We start from the raw sequence: 16,569 nt of genomic DNA, 5'->3' as shown, positions 1-16,569 counted from the left end.
AGCGCGAGGACGACCGCTACCGGGAGCTCGTCGCACGGTGCCGTGCCATCGAGCCCGTCCGGCGGTGACCCCGCCGGCCCGGGTCAGGCCTCCGACAGGACCCGTTCGCGGACGCGCTCGACCATCTCGGCCGGGGCCTTGGCGGGGGAGCCGGTGTCGAAGGGGGGCTGCGGGTCGTACTCGATGAAGAGCTGGAGGGACTCGGCGGTCTCGCGGTCGGTGAGCTCGGCGGCCAGGGCGAGGGCCATGTCGATGCCGGAGGCGACGCCGGCCGCGGTGACGATCTTGCCGGTGAAGACCGTGCGGCGAGGGGTGGGGGTGGCACCGAACAGCGGCAGGGTGTCGGTGACGGCCCAGTGCGAGGTGGCGGGCAGGCCGTCGAGGATGCCGGCGGCGCCCAGCAGCAGGGAGCCGGAGCAGACCGAGGCCGTCCAGCGGGTCGTCGGGTGGACGGCGGCCAGCCAGCCGGTGTAGGCGGCGTCCTGGCCCGCGGCCACGCAGCCGGGGCCGCCGGGGACGACGACCACGTCGCACTCGGTGATGTCGGCGAGCGCGGTCTCGGCGAGCACCGTGAGGGCCCCGGTGTCGGTGGTGACCGGGCCGGGCTCGACGGCCGCGAACACCGTCTCGGCGCCGGGCAGGCGGGAGAGCACCTCGTACGGGCCGATCGCGTCGAGGGCGGTGAAGTTCGGGTAGAGGGGGAGGACGATGCGCATGTGCGGCTCCTTCAGTGCGTGCCGAACCGGCTCCGGTAGGCGCCGGGGGTGACCGAGATCCGGCGCCGGAAGCTCCGGTGCATGGTCTCGGGAGTGCCGAACCCGCAGGTTCGGGCGATCACGTCCACCGGCAGGCCGGTGGACTCCAGCAGTCGGCGGGCGGTCTCGACCCGTACCGACTCGACGTAGGCGCCCGGCGTCGCCCCGACCTCCCGGGCGAACAGCCGGGCGAAGTGCCGGGGGCTCATCGCGGCGCGTTCGGCGAGGGCGGTGACGCTCAGGTCGGCGTCCAGGTGCTCGGGGATCCAGCCCTGCAGCTCGGCCAGCGCGGGGTGCCTCGGCCGCGACGCGCTGAGCTGCGCGCTGAACTGGGCCTGGCCGCCGGGCCGCTGGACGAACACCACCAGCTCGCGGGCGACCCGCAGCGCGGTCTCGGGCCCGCGGTCGCGCTCCACCATGGCCAGGGCCATGTCGATCCCGGACGTCACGCCCGCGCTGGTCCAGACCCGGCCGTCCACGACGAAGATCCGGTCCGCGTGCACGGTCACCCCGGGGAAGTACTCTCCGAGCAGCCCGCAGGCCCGCCAGTGCGTCGTGGCGCCCCTGCCCTCCAGCAGCCCCGCCGCGGCCAGGACGAACGCCCCGCTGCACACCGAGGACAGCCGGCGGGTCCGTTCGGCCGCCGCGCGCACCCACTCCAGCAGCGCCGCGTCCGCCACCGCCTCGCGGGCGCCCTCGCCGCCCACCACGACGAGCGTGTCGATCGGCCCCGCGCACTCCTCCGCCGCGCGGTCGGGCGCGAAGCCGAGCCCGCTGTGCGCCCGCACCACTCCCCCGCCGAGGGCGACGGTCTCGACCTCGTAGCCCCCGGCCAGGCTGAACACCTCCAGCGGCCCCGTCAGGTCGAGGCTCTGGAACCCGGGATAGATCAGGAAGACCACCTTCACACCACCAGGTTCCCGCCGCGCCCCGGGAGGCAGCAAGGACACGGATCTGACGATTCCTGCCATCCGCCCGCGGGGCCCGGCTCGTCCCGGCCGCGAGGCGGGGCGCGTCAGGCGGCGGGGCTCACCTCGAACTCCAGCTCACCGCCGTCGGGGCAGGTGACCCTGACCGAGGCGCCATCCTCGAGGTCGCCGTTCAGCAGCATCCGGGAGAGGCGGTTGTCGAGCTCGCGCTGAACGGTGCGGCGCAGCGGGCGGGCGCCGAACTCGGGCTTGTAGCCCACCTCGGCGAGCCGGTCCTTGGCCGCGTCGTCGACCTCCAGGGTGACGCCCTGGCCGTGCAGGCGGCGGCGGGTCCGCTCCAGGAGCAGGTCGACGATCTGCCGGAGCTGCTCCCGGTCCAGGCGGGTGAAGACGATCGTCTCGTCGATGCGGTTGAGCAGCTCGGGGCGCAGGGTGTGCTGGAGCAGGTCCATCAGCTCCTCGCGCAGCTGCGCGACGTCCCCCTCGGCGTCCAGGATCTGCTGCGCGCCCACGTTGCTGGTCATGATGACGATCGTGTTGGTGAAGTCGACGGTGCGGCCCTGGCCGTCGGTCAGGCGGCCGTCGTCGAGCATCTGCAGCAGGATGTTCATGACGTCCGGGTGCGCCTTCTCGATCTCGTCCATCAGGACGACGGAGTGGGGGCTGCGCCGGACGGCCTCGGTGAGCTGGCCGGCCTCCTCGTAGCCGACGTAGCCGGGAGGGGCGCCGATGAGGCGGCTGACGGTGTGCTTCTCCTGGAACTCGCTCATGTCGATGCGCACCATGTGCCCGGCGAACAGCACGTCGGCCAGGGCGCGGGCCAGCTCGGTCTTGCCGACGCCGGTCGGCCCGAGGAACAGGAAGCTGCCCTGCGGCCGGTCCGGGTCGGCCAGGCCCGCCCTGCCGCGCCGGACGGCCTCCGACACCGCCTCGACGGCCTCGTCCTGGCCGATGACCCGCTCGTGCAGCCGCTCCTCCAGCCGCAGCAGCTGGGCGCGCTCCTCCTCGGTGAGCTGGGAGACGGGGATGCCGGTGCGCCGGGAGACGACCTCGGCGATGTCGACGGTGGTCACCTCGGGCACGTCGTCGCGGCCGTGCCGGGCGTTCTCCAGTTCGGGCCGCAGCTGCTCGATCTCCCTGCGCAGCTGCTCGGCGCGGGAGAAGTCCTCGTTGGACACCGCCTGGTCCTTGTCGCGGTGCAGTGCCTGCAGGCGCTGCTCCAGCTCCCGCGCGTCCTCGTCGGGCGACATGGAGCGCAGCCGCACCCGGGCGGCGGCCTGGTCCATGAGGTCGATCGCCTTGTCGGGCAGGAAACGGTCGGAGACGTAGCGGTCCGACAGCCGCGCGGCGGCGTCCAGCGCCTCGTCGGTAATGCGGACCTGGTGGTGCGCCTCGTACTTGTCGCGCAGCCCGGCCAGGATCTGCACGGTCTCGTCGACGGTGGGCTCGGCGACCATCACCGGCTGGAACCTGCGTTCCAGCGCGCCGTCCTTCTCGATGTGCTTGCGGTACTCGTCGATCGTGGTGGCGGCCACGACGTGCAGCTCGCCGCGGGCCAGCGCGGGCTTGAGCACGTTGGCGGCGTCCATGCCGCCCTCGGCCGCCCCGGCGCCGACCAGGGTGTGCACCTCGTCGATGAAGATCACCAGCTCGTCGGAGTGGGCGCGGATCTCGTCGAGCACCTTCTTGATGCGCTCCTCGAACTCGCCGCGGTACTTGGAACCGGCGACCATCCCGGTGAGGTCCAGCGCGACGACCCGCTTGTCCTTGAGGGTCTCGGGGACGGCGCCGTTGACGACGCGCTGGGCGATGCCCTCCACGACGGCGGTCTTGCCGACGCCGGGCTCGCCGATGAGGCACGGGTTGTTCTTGGTGCGGCGCGAGAGCACCTCGATGCACTGCTCGATCACGTCCTCGCGGCCGACGACCGGGTCGAGGCGGCCCTCCTCGGCCTCGGCCGTCAGGTCGCGGCCGTACTCGTCGAGGGTGGGGGTGTCGCCGGAGCCGCCCCTGGCCTGCTGGGCGCCCGCCCGGCTCGGCCGGTTCACCAGGGCGTCCTGGAGCTCGTTCGCGGTCACGCCCTGGGCGGCCAGCAGCCGCGAGGCCGCCGATCCGGGGTTGGCCGCGAGGGCGATGAGCAGGTGCTCGGGCCCGATGTACCCCGACTCCAGCGCCCGGGAGACGCGCTGGGAGTCCAGCAGCGCCCGTTTGGCCGCGGGGGTGAAGGTGGTGGGCGGCTCGCCGGCCGCGCCTCCTCCGGCGAGGTCGGCGATGCGGGCCAGCAGCGCGTCCGGGTCGGCGCCCGCCGCGAGCAGCAGGCCGCGCGCGGGCTCGGTCTCGGCGGCGGCGTCGGGCAGGTCGGCCACGTCGAGGTCGGCGGCGCCCCGCTCCCCGGCGCGCTCCATCGCCCGGGACAGGAGCTGGCGGCCGCCCTCGCTCAGCAGGCGGCCGAGGTCGACGCGCTGCACTCCCCCGCTCCGCGGCGGCCAGCTCTCGGGTGAGCCGAACATCCGCCCCGTCAGGTACTCGAACCTCTGGAACGGGTCGTCGAACATGGAGCCGAACGGTGTACTGGCCACGTCGCATCCCCCTTGGCGTCTGGCTCCCGGCGCCGGGCCGGGTCTTCTCCTCTGCTAGCCGCTCCCCGTCACCGCCAATCCCAAGGTCGCACCAAACTACGCAAAGCACCCAGTTCGCCGGGTGGTCAGGTGGGCCATCCGGCGAGGTTCTCCGGGTCGGCGAGGGCGGCGACGCCGGGGAGGCGGACGCGCAGGGCCGCGGGGGCGTCCTCGGGGACGGCGGGGCGGCGGGGCGGGACGGGCGCCAGCCGGGCGTAGGGCGCGCCCTGGGCGGGGCGGGTGTCGGCGTCGCCCTTGTTGGGCCACAGGGACATGGCGCGCTCGGCCTGGGCGAGGATGGTCAGGGCCGGGCTGGGGCCGGGGTCGGCGGTGAGGGCGGAGCCGTCCGCGACGTGCAGGCACGGGTGCCCGAAGATCCGCTGGTAGGGGTCGACGACACCGGTCCGGCGGGACGAGCCGATGGTGCAGCCGCCGAAGAAGTGGCCGCTGGGCGGGACGCCGATCAGGTCGAGCAGGGAGCCGGACGGCGGGCCGCCCAGGCGCCGGGCCAGCAGCCGTGCCGCCCGGTGCGCGACGGGGATCCAGTCGGGCCCCTGCTCGCCCGCGGCGGGTCCCGCCACGCGCAGGGCGCTGCCGAAACGCCGGGGGCGCAGGGTGAGCGGGGCCTCCGCGGGCCGCCGGACGAGGGTGGTCAGCCCCCGCTCCGACCAGCGGCGCACGTCCCGCAGGCCCAGCGTCCGCAGGGGGTGGCGCAGGACGTAGCCGAGGAGTTTGAGCGGGCGCGGCAGCCCGCTCCCGTCCAGCAGCGGCACCCGCAGCAGCCCGGTGAGGTTGGAGCCGCGGCCGAACCGGAACGCCTCGATGACCGTGCGGTTCTCCGGGTGCAGCGACGAGGTGACCGCCACGCCCTCGTACAGGGGGCGCCCGGTGGCCTTGGGGCGTGCGGCCCCTGCGTAGACCTCGGTGTAGACGCGGGTGAGCGCGCCGAGCCGGTCGGAGAGCCCGGGCAGGGCGCCGGTGGCCTTCATCCGGTGCAGCAGCCGCTGCGTACCGTACGCGCCCGCGGCGAAGACCACCTGCCCGGCGGTGAACGTCCGCCCGGTGCCCGGCAGCCGGCGCCCCGGTTTGACGACCTGGACGGCGTACCCGCCGTTGTAGCGGGGCCGCACGCGGATCGCCTCGCTGTCGGCGTGGACGACGGCGCCCGCGCGTTCGGCCAGGTGGAGGTAGTTCACGGTGAGCTTGTTCTTCGCCCCGTGCCGGCAGCCGATCACGCACTCGCCGCACTCGATGCAGCCGCGCCGCGGTGGCCCCGCCCCGCCGAAGTAGGGGTCGGGCACCTGGATCCCGGCCGGCTCGTTGAAGAAGACCGCGACGGGCGCGCGCCGGTAGGTCGCCGCCAGGCCGAGGTCCTCGGCCACCTCGTGGAAGAGGATGTCGGCGTCGGTCGTGGAGGGGTTCTCGGTGAGGCCGAGCATCCGCGCCGCCTGGTCGTAGTGGGGGGCGAGCTCGCTCCTCCAGTCGGTGATGTGCGCCCAGCGGGGGTCGGCGTAGAAGTCCTCGGGCGGCGGGTGCAGGAGGTTGGCGCTGACGAGGGAGCCGCCGCCGACGCCCGCGCCGCCCAAAAGCAGGGTGCGGCCGCGCCGGCCGCGCAGCAGGTGGAGGCGCTGGATGCCGCGCAGGCCGAGGACGGGCAGCCACAGGTAGTCGCGCACCCGCCAGGTGGTGCGGGGCAGCTCCCGGTCCCCGCGCCGCGGGCCCGCCTCCAGGACCCCCACCCGGTAGCCCTTCTCGCTGAGCCGCAGGGCCGCGACGGCGCCGCCGAAGCCCGAGCCGATCACCAGCACGTCGTAGTCCATGGCCGGGAACGTACCCGGCGACCTCCCACCACGAATCTGGACATTCTTCGCCTTACCGGTTTCTTTGCGGAAGCAGGGGGGCGGTGCGAGCACGAGGGAACTTTGACTATCTTTGGGGCTTATGCCGGAATATTCGTTCCTCCCCCTCCTGAGCCGCGCCCCCTGGGCCCCCGGGCTGGCCGCCGCCGCCGACCAGCACGCCGCCGCGGTACGGGACATCCTGGAGGCCAGCGGGCTCCCGGTCACCCGGGCCACCCTGCGGGACTACCTCGACGGCTTCCTGGAGGCGCTGGAGGAGGCCGGCTGGCAGCTGGGCCCCCGGCTGGACTGGCACGCCCAGCGCGTGCTCGCCGTCCAGCGGCTGATCGACCGCGCCTGACCCGTGAAAAGGCCCCGCCCGCCGTGACGGCGGGCGGGGCCTTGCGCGGAGCGATCACATGTTCCGGGTGCGCTGCTCGGCCTCCCACGAGCTCTGGGACGTCGCGCCCTCACCGCGCAGGGCGTCCTCCCTGCCCCGGTCGCGGGCGGCTCCGGCACTGACGCCGCCCTTGCGGGCCGTCTCGTCCTCGATACCGCTCAGCCAGCGGTCCCAGCGCTGCTGCATCGGCCGGACCAGGCCGCCGCCGACGCCGATCGCGATCACCGCGCCGACCGTGGCCAGCACCGCGACCAGCACCGGAGTGGTGACGGTGGTGGCGATGCCCACCTGGTTCAGGGCGGCGATCACACCGAGGACGACCACGAAGATCTCCGCGATGACGGCCAGGATCCGCCCGTAGGACAGGTGGCCGATCGCCCCGTCGACGAGGTTCCTGATCGCGTGGCCGATCGCGGCGGCGATCACGACCAGCACGATCGCCACGATCGCCCTGGGGATCCACGCCACGATGGCGCTCAGCAGGTCGCTGATCGGGTTGCGGCCGAACACGCCGAACGCGAGCTGCAGCGTGATCAGCAGGATCGCGTAGTAGACCAGCGCCGCGACCAGGCCGCTGGCGCTGTACTCGCTGCGGTCCATCGCCCGGCCCAGCCAGCCGCGCTCGGTGAGCCGGTTGAAGTGCAGCTTGTCCAGCACCTTGACCACCACGGTCCGCAGCACCTTCGCGATGATCCATCCGATGACCAGCACCACGATGAACACCACGATCTGCGGCACGGTCCGGATCACCGTGTCGAACACGTCCCGCAACGTATTGCCGAAGTTCATGGCCTCTCCCCCGGAAGGTGACTATCTGTGATGTCCTTACCCGGGGGATAGATGTAGAAAGTACTCCTCTGTCAAAGCTCCGGTCTGGGTCGGACATACGGGGCGGCGGGCTCAGGTCCCCGCGCACGGCCCCGTGAGCCGGTGCGCACGGGCCGTCGGCCCCTCGTAGAAGTCCTCCACGACCCGGATCCCGGTGTACTGCCGCCGGTCGGGCACGCTGAACACCGTCTGCCGGAAGGGCCGGCTCATGTTCCCCGCCTCCTCCGGGAGGATGCCCTCGTAGTCGACCTGCGTGAGGTCCGCCGCGGCCTTCAGCAGCGAGGCGCGAGTGAGGCGCCCGGTGTCAGCCGCCTTCTCCAGCGCCGCCTTGAGCCCGTAGGAGTACGTCCAGCCGCTGACATAGGCGTCCGACTCCGCGACGTCGCCGAGCGCGGCGCGCATGGCCGCGTGGCCCGGGGAGTCCGTGGCGTAGGGGCGCCAGGGACCGGCCAGCCAGAAGTGGCCCCGGAAGCCCGGGACGTCGGCCATCGGCTCGATCCAGGACGGGTTGTTGCCGACGAACCTGCCCTTGTACCCCTGCTGGACCGCCGTCCGCACGATCGCCGTGGTGTCGCCGGGCGTCGCGGCGATGACGACCAGGTCGGGCCTGCGCTTCAGGATCTGCGGAACGACCTTCGCGCCCGCGCCCTGATCCATGAGGACGGGGCGGTGAACCAGGCCTCGCCGCTGGGCGGCGATCCGCGTCCCGCCCGCGGAGTCGGCGCCGAACTCGCCCGGGTAGCCGATCGACATCACGCTCTTGACCCTGTACGGCTTCTTCTCCCGCGCGAACCCGTCGACCGCGTAGTCGACGGCGTTCATCGCCTCGACGCAGTAGCTCCCCCCGGCCTCCAGCACGTTCGGGACGAAGTTCCACTGCGACGACCAGCTCAGCGGCGTGGTGATGACCTTCTCCGCCAGCATCGAGGGCAGGATCCGGTTGACGTGCGGGGAGCCGATCATCTGCGCGTAGGCCAGGACGTGGTCCTTGGTCTGCGCGTACAGCTTCTCGTGCGCCGCCTCGTCGTACCCGGTGTCGCGCACGTACCGGGTGACGTCGATGTCGTAGCCGCCGATCCCGCCCTGGGCGTTCACCCGCTTCCAGAACGCCGCCTGCGCCCGGGTCGCCACCGTGGAGATCGCGCTGAACGGGCCGGTGAGGTCGGTGAGCGTGCCGAGGTAGACGCAGCCGTTGTCCGGGTTGACCGCGTCGGGGCAGGGCGCCGCGGTGACGCCCGGCGTCCCCCGCGCGTCCGCGCGCCCGCCCTCGCCCGAACAGCCGGACAGCACCAGCAGCAGTGCCGCCGCGGCCAGACAAGCCCTTCTCACGCCCGCGTCCCCGCCCCGTCCAGCACATGGCCGACCAGCGTGATCAGCGCCTCCTTCGCCGACTCCCGGGAACGGGCGTCGCAGAGCACGATCGGCACCCGCGGGTCGAGGTCCAGCGCCGACCTGATGTCCTCGGGAGAGTGGCGCCTGGCCCCGTCGAAGCAGTTCACCGCGACGATGAACGGCAGGCGCCGCTCCTCGAAGTAGTCGACCGAGGCGAAGGACTCGGCGAGCCTGCGGGTGTCGGCGAGCACCACCGCGCCCAGCGCCCCGTGCGCCAGCTCGTCCCACATGAACCAGAACCTGTCCTGGCCGGGGGTGCCGAACAGGTAGATGCTCAGGCCCTCGCGCATGGTGATGCGGCCGAAGTCCATCGCGACCGTGGTCGTCGTCTTGTCGCGGACGTGCCCGGTGTCGTCCACGCCCTCGCTCTTCTCGGTCATCGCGGCCTCGGTGCGCAGCGGCTTGATCTCGCTGACCGCGCCGACCATCGTCGTCTTGCCGACGCCGAAACCGCCCGCGATCATGATCTTGATCGCGACGGGGTCGTGGCTGCTATAGGGCTGAGAGTCCATCGATCACTTCCTTGAGCAGTCGCGCGTCGGTCAGGCGCGACACCGAGGCCGGCTTCCGCAGGCGGACCAGCCCGTGCTTGAGCAGATCTCCCAGCAGGACGCGGACCACGTCCAGCGGCAGATCAAGGTCGGCGGCCACCTCGGCCACCGAGAGCGGCTCGGCGGTGAGCCGCCGGATCCGCAGGTGTTCGGGGCCGAGGTCCATCCTCCGCTCCGGTTCCTCGCCCGTGGTCTCGACGAGATCGAGCAGGTCGAGCCGCCCACCGTGCTCGTCCCGGGTCCGGCCGCCGGTCAGGGCGTACGGGCGTACGATCGGGCCGGCGTCCTCATCGGCCCATGCGGGCTCGTCCATCAGGCCCGGCCCGACTGCCTCGTCTCAGCGGACAGGTGCTGTCCGACCCGGCTGACCAGCAGCGCCATCTCGTAGGCGATCACGCCCACGTCCGCGCCCTCCTCGGCGAGCAGCGCCAGGCAGGCGCCGTGGCCCGCCGCCGTGACGAACAGGAAGCCCCGCTCCATCTCCACGATGGTCTGCCGCACCCCGCCCGCCTGGAAGTGCTCGGCGGTGCCCCGCGCCAGGCTCTGGAACCCCGAGGCGACCGCCGACAGGTGCTCGGCCTCCTCCCGCTCCAGCCCCCGGGACGCGGCGATCCGCAGTCCGTCCGAGGAGAGCAGCACGATGTGCCGCGCCTCCACCACCCGCTCGAGCATCGCGTCGAGCAGCCAGCTGAGTTCTCCCTTGACCTGCGTGGAGAGGTCACTGGTCATGGTCATCCCGTCCTTCTTCTCGCGCCTGCGAAGCGATCTCGTCACGTCCGCGCTGCCAGCCCCGCTGCATCGCGGACATGAGGTCGCGCGCCTGTTCCGGTGGGCGGGCCGCCGGGGCGGGGGGGGGGGGGGGCGGGCCCGCCCCCCCCCCCCGGCGGGGGGGGGGCCGCGGGCCGGGCGCCCGCCGGGTCCGTCCCGCCCTGCTCCCGCAGCTGGGGCGCCAGGTTGCTCTGGCGCACCCGGCGCGGCAGCTCGCCCTCCCCGGCCGCGGGGACCGCGACCGGCTGCTCCCTGCGCGGCCTGGACCGCGGCTCCGGCTTCGGCTCGGGCGCCGCGGGCTCCTCCTGCGCCTCCACCAGCACACCCGGCGGCAGCACCACGATCGCCGTGGTCCCGCCGTAGGGGGAGGGACGGAGCCGCACGGCGATGTCGTGCCGCCGGGCCAGCCGCGCCACCACGAACAGGCCGAGGCGGGCGCTGTCGAACAGGTCGAAGTCCGGCGCCTCGGCCAGGGTCTGGTTGAGGCTCTCGCGCTTGTCCTCGTCCAGGCCCAGGCCCCGGTCCTCCACCTCCAGCGCCAGGCCGTGCGCGACGGCCTGCGCGGTGATCTGCACCTGCATCTCCGGCGGGGAGTACATGGCGGCGTTCTCGATCAGCTCGGCCAGCAGGTGCACCACGTCGGCGGTGGCGGTGCCGGCCACGGCCAGGTCCTCGGGGATCGGCGGCACCTTGACCCGCTGGTAGTCCTCGATCTCCGCGACGGCGGCCCGCACCACGTCCACGACCGGGACGGGGCGGCGCCAGGTGCGCCCCGCGGGCCGCCCGGCGAGGATCACCAGCCCCTCGGCGTGGCGGCGCATGCGGGTGACCAGGTGGTCGATCTCGAACAGGTCGGTGAGGTCCTCGGGCGTCTTGGCCTTGCGCTCCATGGCGTCCAGCAGGCGCAGGAGCCGCTGCAGCAGCACCTGGTTGCGCCGGGCGAGGTTGACGAAGACCTCGCCGAGGCCGCGCCGCGCGGCGACCTCGCTGACGGTCGCGGCGACCACGGCCCGCCGGGACCGGGCGAAGGCCTCGTGCACCTGGGCGATCTCGGTGATGGTGAAGTCGCGCAGCGGCATGCCCTCGTCCGGGTCGATCTCCACGCCCTGGTGCACCAGCTCGGAGATCGACGGCAGCCGCTCCTCGGTGAAGCCCTCCAGGGCGCGGACCATCCTGCGGTTCTCCCGGATCAGCCGCCGGCCCGTGCGGACGCCGAACACGATCGAGACGACCACCGCGACGAGGCCGAGGCCGCCGGAGAGCGCCATCCGCAGCAGGACGCCCTTGGCGTAGTCCACGGCCCGCCCCGAGAGCGCCTCGCGGGTGTCGGCGTGGAAGCGCACCAGGTCGTTCAGCCAGCGCTCGCTGGCGGTGTGCCACTCCCCCGCGTCGACGGCGGGCGCGGCGGCGGTGCCCGGATCGGCCATCAGCCTGTCCTCCAGCTCCTGGAAGGCCAGGTAGTGCTCGGAGCGCTGGAGCCGTTCGAAGTAGCGGCGGTCCTCGGCGCCCAGGCCCTTGAGGATCTCGGCGTACCGGACGCGGTGGGCGCCGACGGTCTGCACGAACTCGGTGTACTCGGCGCGGGTGGGGGCCCCGGCGGTGAGCGCGCCGGCCAGCAGCGCGTCCTCGTAGGAGATCATCTCGTGCGCGTGGGCGAGGGAGACGTGGACGCGGATCTCGCGGTTGAGGGCGGCGTCGCCGGTGTCGGCGGAGTCGTAGACCATGTTCCCGGCGACGACCAGCGCCGAGTACCGCTTCAGGACGGTCTCCCGGTCGGTCGCCTGCCGGTCGATCTCGGCGCGCAGGGCGTCCAGGCCGTCCAGCTCCTGGATGAGGGCGTTGATCCGCAGGTCCAGCAGCTCGCTGGAGACGGAGTCGAGCTCCGAGCTGCGGTAGGCGCTCAGGAGCCGCCCGCGTGCGGCGTCGGTGCGCGCGCGCTGCGCCTTGAGGCCGACCATGCCGACGACGGGGCTGTCGGCGAGCAGCGCCATGGACATGCGCCGCTCGTGCTGCAGGCCGGCGGTGAGCGCCTCGACGGGCTCCACGACATGGGTCAGGAAGGTGTTCGACCGGACGAGCCGCAGGGTGTCCGTCCACGCCGCGGAGACGGCGAATCCCCAGAGTACGACGAGCGTCACCAGGGGTACCGTCAACAGCGAGACGATCAACCGCCGGATGGACCGCGTCGGGCGCCGCTGTTCACCACCCACCACACCTATCCCCCAATGTGACCCACTTCACAAAGATAGCGATCATATCGTGCGGTTTCACCAAACATAAGGAGGCTTCGGAAACAGATTGGCAACCATCCCGACACATGACCTTCAGTGACAATACAGCTACATAACACCTAAGGGGATGAACCATGCGTTTGCGTATCTTCACCGAACCCCAGGAGGGCGCGACCTACGAGCAGTTGCTCGCGGTGGCGCGGCGGGCTGAAGAGTGTGGTTTCGATGCTTTTTTCCGTTCTGACCACTATCAGGTCATCGGCGGGGGCGACGGCCTGCCCGGACCGACGGACGCCTGGCTGACCCTGGCGGCGCTGGCCCGCGAGACCTCCACGATCCGGCTGGGGACCATGGTCACCAGCGCCACCTTCCGGCTGCCCGGGCCGCTGGCCATCAGCGTCGCCCAGGTCGACCAGATGAGCGGCGGCCGGGTGGAGCTGGGCCTGGGCGCCGGCTGGTTCGAACGCGAGCACGCCTCCTACGGCATCCCGTTCCCCTCCACCGCCGAACGCTTCGCCCGGCTCGCGGAGCAGCTCGAGATCATCACGGGGCTGTGGCGCGCCCCGGGGCCGTACTCCTTCTCCGGCGAGCACTACACGCTGACGGATTCACCCGCGCTGCCCAAGCCCGTCCAGGACGGGGGGCCGCCGATCATCATCGGCGGGGTCGGCCGCAAGAAGACGCCGGCCCTGGCCGCCCGGTACGCCGCCGAGTACAACGTGCCGTTCCACTCGATCGCCGAGACCGCCGAGGCGTACGAGCGGGTGCGCGCGGTGGCGCCGCGCGGGCTCGTCTACTCCGCGGCGCAGGTGCTGTGCTGCGGGCGCACCGAGGCGGAGATCGCGCGCCGGGCCGAGGCGATCCGCCGCGCGCCCGAGGAGCTGCGGACCAACGGGCTGGCGGGGACGCCTTCCGAATTGGTGGACAAAATCGGCAGGTTCGCCGAGGTCGGCACCGGAAGGCTGTATTTGCAGGTCCTCGATCCGTCGGATCTGGACCACCTGGATCTGGTCGCCTCCGAAGTCCTTTCCCAACTGTGAGGAATTGCCGCACAGCACAGTGACAGAAGGCTATACCGACGGTTAGTATCCCGGCTTATCCGAACGGGCAAAGCCTTAGACATCGGGAGAAACCGGTATGGCCACGGGCACGACCACGGACGGACGCGAACCGCTCAGGGTCCTGGTGACGCACGCCGACCACGCGGCGCGCGCGGCCATGGTCGTGCGGCTGAACGCCGGCGGCGAGGCGGCCGTCGTCGGCGACACCCCCGGCGACCCGCTTCCGCTCGTCCTGCAGCTGCGGCCCGACGTCGTCATCCTGGACGACCCGGCCTTCGCCCCGGCGCTGAACCAGCGCTGCCGGGTGCTGGTGCTGGGCGCCGACCTCGCCGCGGACTTCGACCACCTGGACTTCGTGCGGGCGGTGCGGGCGGCGGCCCGGGCCGGGCTCGGGCTGTCCGCCCGCGAGGCCGAGGTGATGGACCTCATCGCGGCCGGGCGCTCCAACGGCGAGATCGCCCGCGAGCTCTACCTCAGCGAGAAGACCGTGAAGAACCACGTGAACCGGATCTACGCCAAGCTGGGGGTGCCCAACCGGGCGACGGCCATCTCGCTGTGGCGCGGGGTGCTGAGCGAGCGGCTCACCGGCCGGCCCGCCCCGTGGTGAGCATATTGTCACCCTGAGTCACCACTCCGATGCCGAGTGTGTCGGAACCTTCCCGGGAATGCTTATCAGCGAACAATTACTCTTTCCGGTGAAGGAGGTCGATCGTCCATGTATTGGACGTGATTGACGCGTTCGCTGTGTTCGGGGCCACGTACCCCGAGGCCGGGGCACCTTCTCCACTCCGCATAAAGTGTTGGATCGTGCCAAACGCCCCACAAATGCCCGCCGTCCGCCCGTCCGAGCGCGACCGCACCCCGCGGCTCGCCTGGATCCTGTGGGCGGTGGGCATTTGCGCCTACATCACCGCCGTGCTGCACCGCACGTCCTTCGGCGTCGCGGGCATCGAGGCCGCCGGGCGCTTCGACACCACCGCGAGCGTCCTGTCCACGTTCACCGTCCTGCAGGTGCTCGTCTACGCCTCCTGCCAGGTCCCCGTGGGGCTGCTGCTCGACCGGTTCGGGCCCCGCGCGATGATCACGGCCGGGGCGCTGCTCATGGCGGCCGGGCAGCTCCTCCTCGCCTTCGCCACCGACGTCGGCACCGCCATCGCCGCCCGCGTCCTCGTCGGCGCCGGCGACGCCGCCACGTTCATCAGCGTCCTCAGCCTCGCCTCCGGCTGGTTCCCCCTCCGGCAGATCCCGCTCGTCACCCAGCTCACCGGGCTCCTCGGCCAGGCCGGCCAGGTCCTCAGCGCCGTGCCCCTCGTCGCCCTCCTGCACGGCCCCGGCTGGAGCGCCGCCTACGGCTCCGCCGCCGCCCTCGGCGCCCTCGTCGCCGTGCTCAGCCTCGCCGTCCTGCGCGACCCGCCCCGCGCCGCCGCCGTCCCCACCCTCGCCCAGACCCGGACCAACCTCGCCGCCGCCTGGCGCAACCCCGGCACCCGCCTCGGCTTCTGGACGCACTTCACCACCCAGTTCGCCGCCAACACCTTCGCGCTGATGTGGGGCTACCCCTACCTCGTCTCCGCCCAGGGCCTCTCCCCCGGCGCCGCCGGCACCCTCCTCATCGTCTTCGTCCTCGCCAACGTCGCCTCCGGCCCCGTCATCGGCCGCTGGCTCGGCACCCACCCCACCCACCACCTCCGCGTGACCGCCGGCATCATCTGGACGATCATCGCCGCCTGGACCGCCGTCCTGGCCCTCCCCGGCCACGCCCCCCTGTGGCTCCTGACCCTCCTGGTCACCGTCACCGCCGTCGGCGGCCCCGCCAGCATGGCCGCCTTCGACCACGCCCGCGCCCACAACCCGCCCGCCCGCCTCGGCACCGCCACCGGCATCGTCAACGCCGGCGGCTTCACCGCCGCCCTCATCACCATCCTCGCCATGGGCGTCATCCTCGACCTCGCCGCCCCCGCCGCCTCCGCCTTCACCCCCGAGGCCTTCCGCCTCGCCTGGCTCGCCCAGTACCCCCTGTGGCTCCTCGGCCTCTGGCAGATGCACCGCACCCACCGCACCGTCCGCCGATTCGCGCAAGTCCCCCGGCCCCGGTAATGTTCTCCACGTCGAAAGACACCGGCGCCGCTAGCTCAGTTGGTTAGAGCAGCTGACTCTTAATCAGCGGGTCCGGGGTTCGAGTCCCTGGCGGCGCACCACCTCTTCAGCGCAGCTCCATCGGAGCTGCGCTGAAGGCGTTTCCGGGGGTTTTCCGCTCCGCAGCCCCTCCCTCACCCGTGGCCCCTCGCTCCCCCGACCTTCCAGAACGTCCGAGGCCCACCCGTCCAAGGACGGAGCGAAGGACTCGTCCATAGATGGAGACGTCCATCCGGGACGAAAGGCCGTCTCCGACGGAAGAGGAGGGGGACCGGCGATGAGCGGTTACTCACGGTGGAACGACATCCGGGCCGGACACGTCGAGCGGGCGGGCGGGGAAGCCGCCGTGGCCGAAGGCAGAAGAGAGCTGCCCGTCAGCGACCGGTCCACCGGCACCGCCGCACGACAACGCACCACCCCACCATGCGAACGAACGCATGCCCAGGCTCTTGGCGGCTTCCATGCCGGGATCGTCATGGCGGTACGGACCTCATACGCTCACGGCCATGACCGTCACAAGTGCCACTGACAGCCTTGCCCGCTTCGGCCTGCGGCCTGAAGACGCGTTGCTCGACGAGGTCCGTGAGGTACTGAGGACCCAGACCCGCCTGGAGGAGGAAGACCACGACGACAGCGACATCGACTTGATGCGGCTCAGCTGCGTGCAGCTCTTCAACGCCGGGGTGCTGGAAGACGTGCTGCTGATCTGGGACGCGAAGACATCGAGTTTCGATGCCGGCTGTTCGATCGACGTCCAGCTTCTTTGTGGAGCCGGTCTGCCCGAGACGAAGGCGTTCCTCCAGCAGCTGCCGCCCGGCTCGGAAGCGGATGGCGCGCTGGAGTGGCTGCTGGAATGCGAAGCGGCAGGTGATTTCGAAAATTTCTCGGCGGAACGCTGGTCGGCCTCGTACGGCTCCTCCTATGCGTGCACCGAGGCATGACAAGAGGCACCACCTGAATCGGGCGGGGTCCGGTCGGCCCCCCTCGGCCTCGGGATCCTTGCCTGTCAGCGGCCTGACCCCTCGGAGGGGGTGCCGCGAAGTTCCGTGCGCGGCGAATCTG

Annotated in this window: 16 protein-coding genes and 1 tRNA gene; 6 read left to right on the top strand and 11 right to left on the bottom strand. The window is 72.3% G+C overall.

The window, feature by feature from the left end:
- Nucleotides 1-83 precede the first annotated feature (83 nt).
- From ABD140_RS10450 to ABD140_RS10435, 4 genes are all read right to left on the bottom strand, one after another.
- On the bottom strand, nucleotides 84-716 hold the full coding sequence (locus ABD140_RS10450; RefSeq protein ID WP_344239325.1) for a DJ-1/PfpI family protein: 633 nt from the start codon (nucleotides 714-716) through the stop codon (nucleotides 84-86).
- Nucleotides 717-727: 11 nt separating this feature from the next.
- Complete coding sequence (locus tag ABD140_RS10445; protein WP_425544099.1) at nucleotides 728-1,726, bottom strand: GlxA family transcriptional regulator; 999 nt, start codon at nucleotides 1,724-1,726, stop codon at nucleotides 728-730.
- A gap of 44 nt (nucleotides 1,727-1,770) precedes the next feature.
- Nucleotides 1,771-4,263, bottom strand: coding sequence for an ATP-dependent Clp protease ATP-binding subunit (locus ABD140_RS10440; protein ID WP_344239321.1), 2,493 nt, complete (start codon nucleotides 4,261-4,263; stop codon nucleotides 1,771-1,773).
- Between the two features lie 125 nt (nucleotides 4,264-4,388).
- Complete coding sequence (locus tag ABD140_RS10435; protein WP_344239319.1) at nucleotides 4,389-6,122, bottom strand: GMC oxidoreductase; 1,734 nt, start codon at nucleotides 6,120-6,122, stop codon at nucleotides 4,389-4,391.
- Nucleotides 6,123-6,243: 121 nt separating this feature from the next.
- Between ABD140_RS10435 and ABD140_RS10430 the strand changes: the two genes are divergently transcribed.
- The gene (locus tag ABD140_RS10430; RefSeq protein ID WP_344239317.1) at nucleotides 6,244-6,501 is read left to right on the top strand and encodes a DUF6401 family natural product biosynthesis protein; all 258 of its coding nucleotides are present in this window, start codon (nucleotides 6,244-6,246) and stop codon (nucleotides 6,499-6,501) included.
- 54 nt (nucleotides 6,502-6,555) lie between these two features.
- Here ABD140_RS10430 and ABD140_RS10425 read toward each other — a convergent pair whose 3' ends face one another.
- The 6 genes from ABD140_RS10425 to ABD140_RS10400 form a co-directional block, all read right to left on the bottom strand.
- Entirely contained in the window at nucleotides 6,556-7,329 is a 774-nt protein-coding gene (locus tag ABD140_RS10425) for a mechanosensitive ion channel family protein (RefSeq protein WP_344239315.1), read from the bottom strand.
- A 111-nt stretch (nucleotides 7,330-7,440) separates the two neighbouring features.
- Nucleotides 7,441-8,697: an ABC transporter substrate-binding protein gene (locus ABD140_RS10420; protein ID WP_344239313.1), complete on the bottom strand. Its 1,257-nt coding sequence runs from the start codon at nucleotides 8,695-8,697 to the stop codon at nucleotides 7,441-7,443.
- The gene (locus tag ABD140_RS10415) at nucleotides 8,694-9,272 is read right to left on the bottom strand and encodes a GTP-binding protein (protein WP_344239311.1); all 579 of its coding nucleotides are present in this window, start codon (nucleotides 9,270-9,272) and stop codon (nucleotides 8,694-8,696) included. Before ABD140_RS10415 ends, ABD140_RS10420 begins: the two co-directional genes overlap by 4 nt.
- Nucleotides 9,253-9,624 carry a DUF742 domain-containing protein gene (locus ABD140_RS10410; RefSeq protein ID WP_344239309.1) on the bottom strand — a complete coding sequence of 124 codons (372 nt, stop codon included), beginning with the start codon at nucleotides 9,622-9,624 and terminating at the stop codon, nucleotides 9,253-9,255. The genes ABD140_RS10415 and ABD140_RS10410 overlap by 20 nt, the downstream gene beginning before the upstream one ends.
- Nucleotides 9,624-10,046 (bottom strand): roadblock/LC7 domain-containing protein, encoded by a 423-nt coding sequence (locus tag ABD140_RS10405; RefSeq protein ID WP_425544098.1) that lies wholly within the window; start codon nucleotides 10,044-10,046, stop codon nucleotides 9,624-9,626. The genes ABD140_RS10410 and ABD140_RS10405 overlap by 1 nt, the downstream gene beginning before the upstream one ends.
- 35 nt (nucleotides 10,047-10,081) lie before the next feature.
- Nucleotides 10,082-12,232 carry a sensor histidine kinase gene (locus ABD140_RS10400; RefSeq protein WP_344239307.1) on the bottom strand — a complete coding sequence of 717 codons (2,151 nt, stop codon included), beginning with the start codon at nucleotides 12,230-12,232 and terminating at the stop codon, nucleotides 10,082-10,084.
- Between the two features lie 212 nt (nucleotides 12,233-12,444).
- Between ABD140_RS10400 and ABD140_RS10395 the strand changes: the two genes are divergently transcribed.
- The 4 genes from ABD140_RS10395 to ABD140_RS10380 all read left to right on the top strand — a co-directional run bounded on the left by ABD140_RS10395 (nucleotide 12,445) and on the right by ABD140_RS10380 (nucleotide 15,569).
- A complete protein-coding gene (locus tag ABD140_RS10395; RefSeq protein WP_344239305.1) occupies nucleotides 12,445-13,350 on the top strand; it encodes an LLM class F420-dependent oxidoreductase in 906 nt (301 codons plus the stop codon).
- A gap of 97 nt (nucleotides 13,351-13,447) precedes the next feature.
- Nucleotides 13,448-13,978 carry a response regulator transcription factor gene (locus ABD140_RS10390; protein ID WP_344239303.1) on the top strand — a complete coding sequence of 177 codons (531 nt, stop codon included), beginning with the start codon at nucleotides 13,448-13,450 and terminating at the stop codon, nucleotides 13,976-13,978.
- Nucleotides 13,979-14,196: 218 nt separating this feature from the next.
- Nucleotides 14,197-15,468 carry an MFS transporter gene (locus tag ABD140_RS10385; RefSeq protein WP_344239301.1) on the top strand — a complete coding sequence of 424 codons (1,272 nt, stop codon included), beginning with the start codon at nucleotides 14,197-14,199 and terminating at the stop codon, nucleotides 15,466-15,468.
- A 24-nt stretch (nucleotides 15,469-15,492) separates the two neighbouring features.
- Nucleotides 15,493-15,569: transfer RNA gene (locus tag ABD140_RS10380), tRNA-Lys, on the top strand.
- Between the two features lie 227 nt (nucleotides 15,570-15,796).
- Here the strand turns inward: ABD140_RS10380 and ABD140_RS10375 are convergent.
- On the bottom strand, nucleotides 15,797-15,970 hold the full coding sequence (locus tag ABD140_RS10375) for a hypothetical protein (RefSeq protein ID WP_344239299.1): 174 nt from the start codon (nucleotides 15,968-15,970) through the stop codon (nucleotides 15,797-15,799).
- Nucleotides 15,971-16,013: 43 nt separating this feature from the next.
- On the opposite strand from ABD140_RS10375, the gene ABD140_RS10370 reads away from it, so the two are divergent.
- A complete protein-coding gene (locus tag ABD140_RS10370; protein WP_344239297.1) occupies nucleotides 16,014-16,448 on the top strand; it encodes a hypothetical protein in 435 nt (144 codons plus the stop codon).
- Nucleotides 16,449-16,569: the final 121 nt, after the last annotated feature.

Origin of the sequence: Actinocorallia libanotica (assembly GCF_039525175.1) — a bacterium.
Classification (GTDB): Bacteria; Actinomycetota; Actinomycetes; order Streptosporangiales; family Streptosporangiaceae; genus Actinocorallia; species Actinocorallia libanotica.
This window is presented reverse-complemented; position numbering and strand designations above follow the sequence as displayed.

Coding starts and splice junctions, on each gene's coding strand:
- ABD140_RS10425 (WP_344239315.1), bottom strand. CDS start 7,329: ATGAACTTCGGCAATACGTTGCGGGACGTGTTCGACACGGTGATCCGG.
- ABD140_RS10395 (WP_344239305.1), top strand. CDS start 12,445: ATGCGTTTGCGTATCTTCACCGAACCCCAGGAGGGCGCGACCTACGAG.
- ABD140_RS10415 (WP_344239311.1), bottom strand. CDS start 9,272: ATGGACTCTCAGCCCTATAGCAGCCACGACCCCGTCGCGATCAAGATC.
- ABD140_RS10430 (WP_344239317.1), top strand. CDS start 6,244: ATGCCGGAATATTCGTTCCTCCCCCTCCTGAGCCGCGCCCCCTGGGCC.
- ABD140_RS10385 (WP_344239301.1), top strand. CDS start 14,197: ATGCCCGCCGTCCGCCCGTCCGAGCGCGACCGCACCCCGCGGCTCGCC.
- ABD140_RS10370 (WP_344239297.1), top strand. CDS start 16,014: ATGACCGTCACAAGTGCCACTGACAGCCTTGCCCGCTTCGGCCTGCGG.
- ABD140_RS10410 (WP_344239309.1), bottom strand. CDS start 9,624: ATGGACGAGCCCGCATGGGCCGATGAGGACGCCGGCCCGATCGTACGC.
- ABD140_RS10435 (WP_344239319.1), bottom strand. CDS start 6,122: ATGGACTACGACGTGCTGGTGATCGGCTCGGGCTTCGGCGGCGCCGTC.
- ABD140_RS10375 (WP_344239299.1), bottom strand. CDS start 15,970: ATGGAAGCCGCCAAGAGCCTGGGCATGCGTTCGTTCGCATGGTGGGGT.
- ABD140_RS10390 (WP_344239303.1), top strand. CDS start 13,448: ATGGCCACGGGCACGACCACGGACGGACGCGAACCGCTCAGGGTCCTG.
- ABD140_RS10445 (WP_425544099.1), bottom strand. CDS start 1,726: ATGGCAGGAATCGTCAGATCCGTGTCCTTGCTGCCTCCCGGGGCGCGG.
- ABD140_RS10450 (WP_344239325.1), bottom strand. CDS start 716: ATGCGCATCGTCCTCCCCCTCTACCCGAACTTCACCGCCCTCGACGCG.
- ABD140_RS10405 (WP_425544098.1), bottom strand. CDS start 10,046: ATGACCATGACCAGTGACCTCTCCACGCAGGTCAAGGGAGAACTCAGC.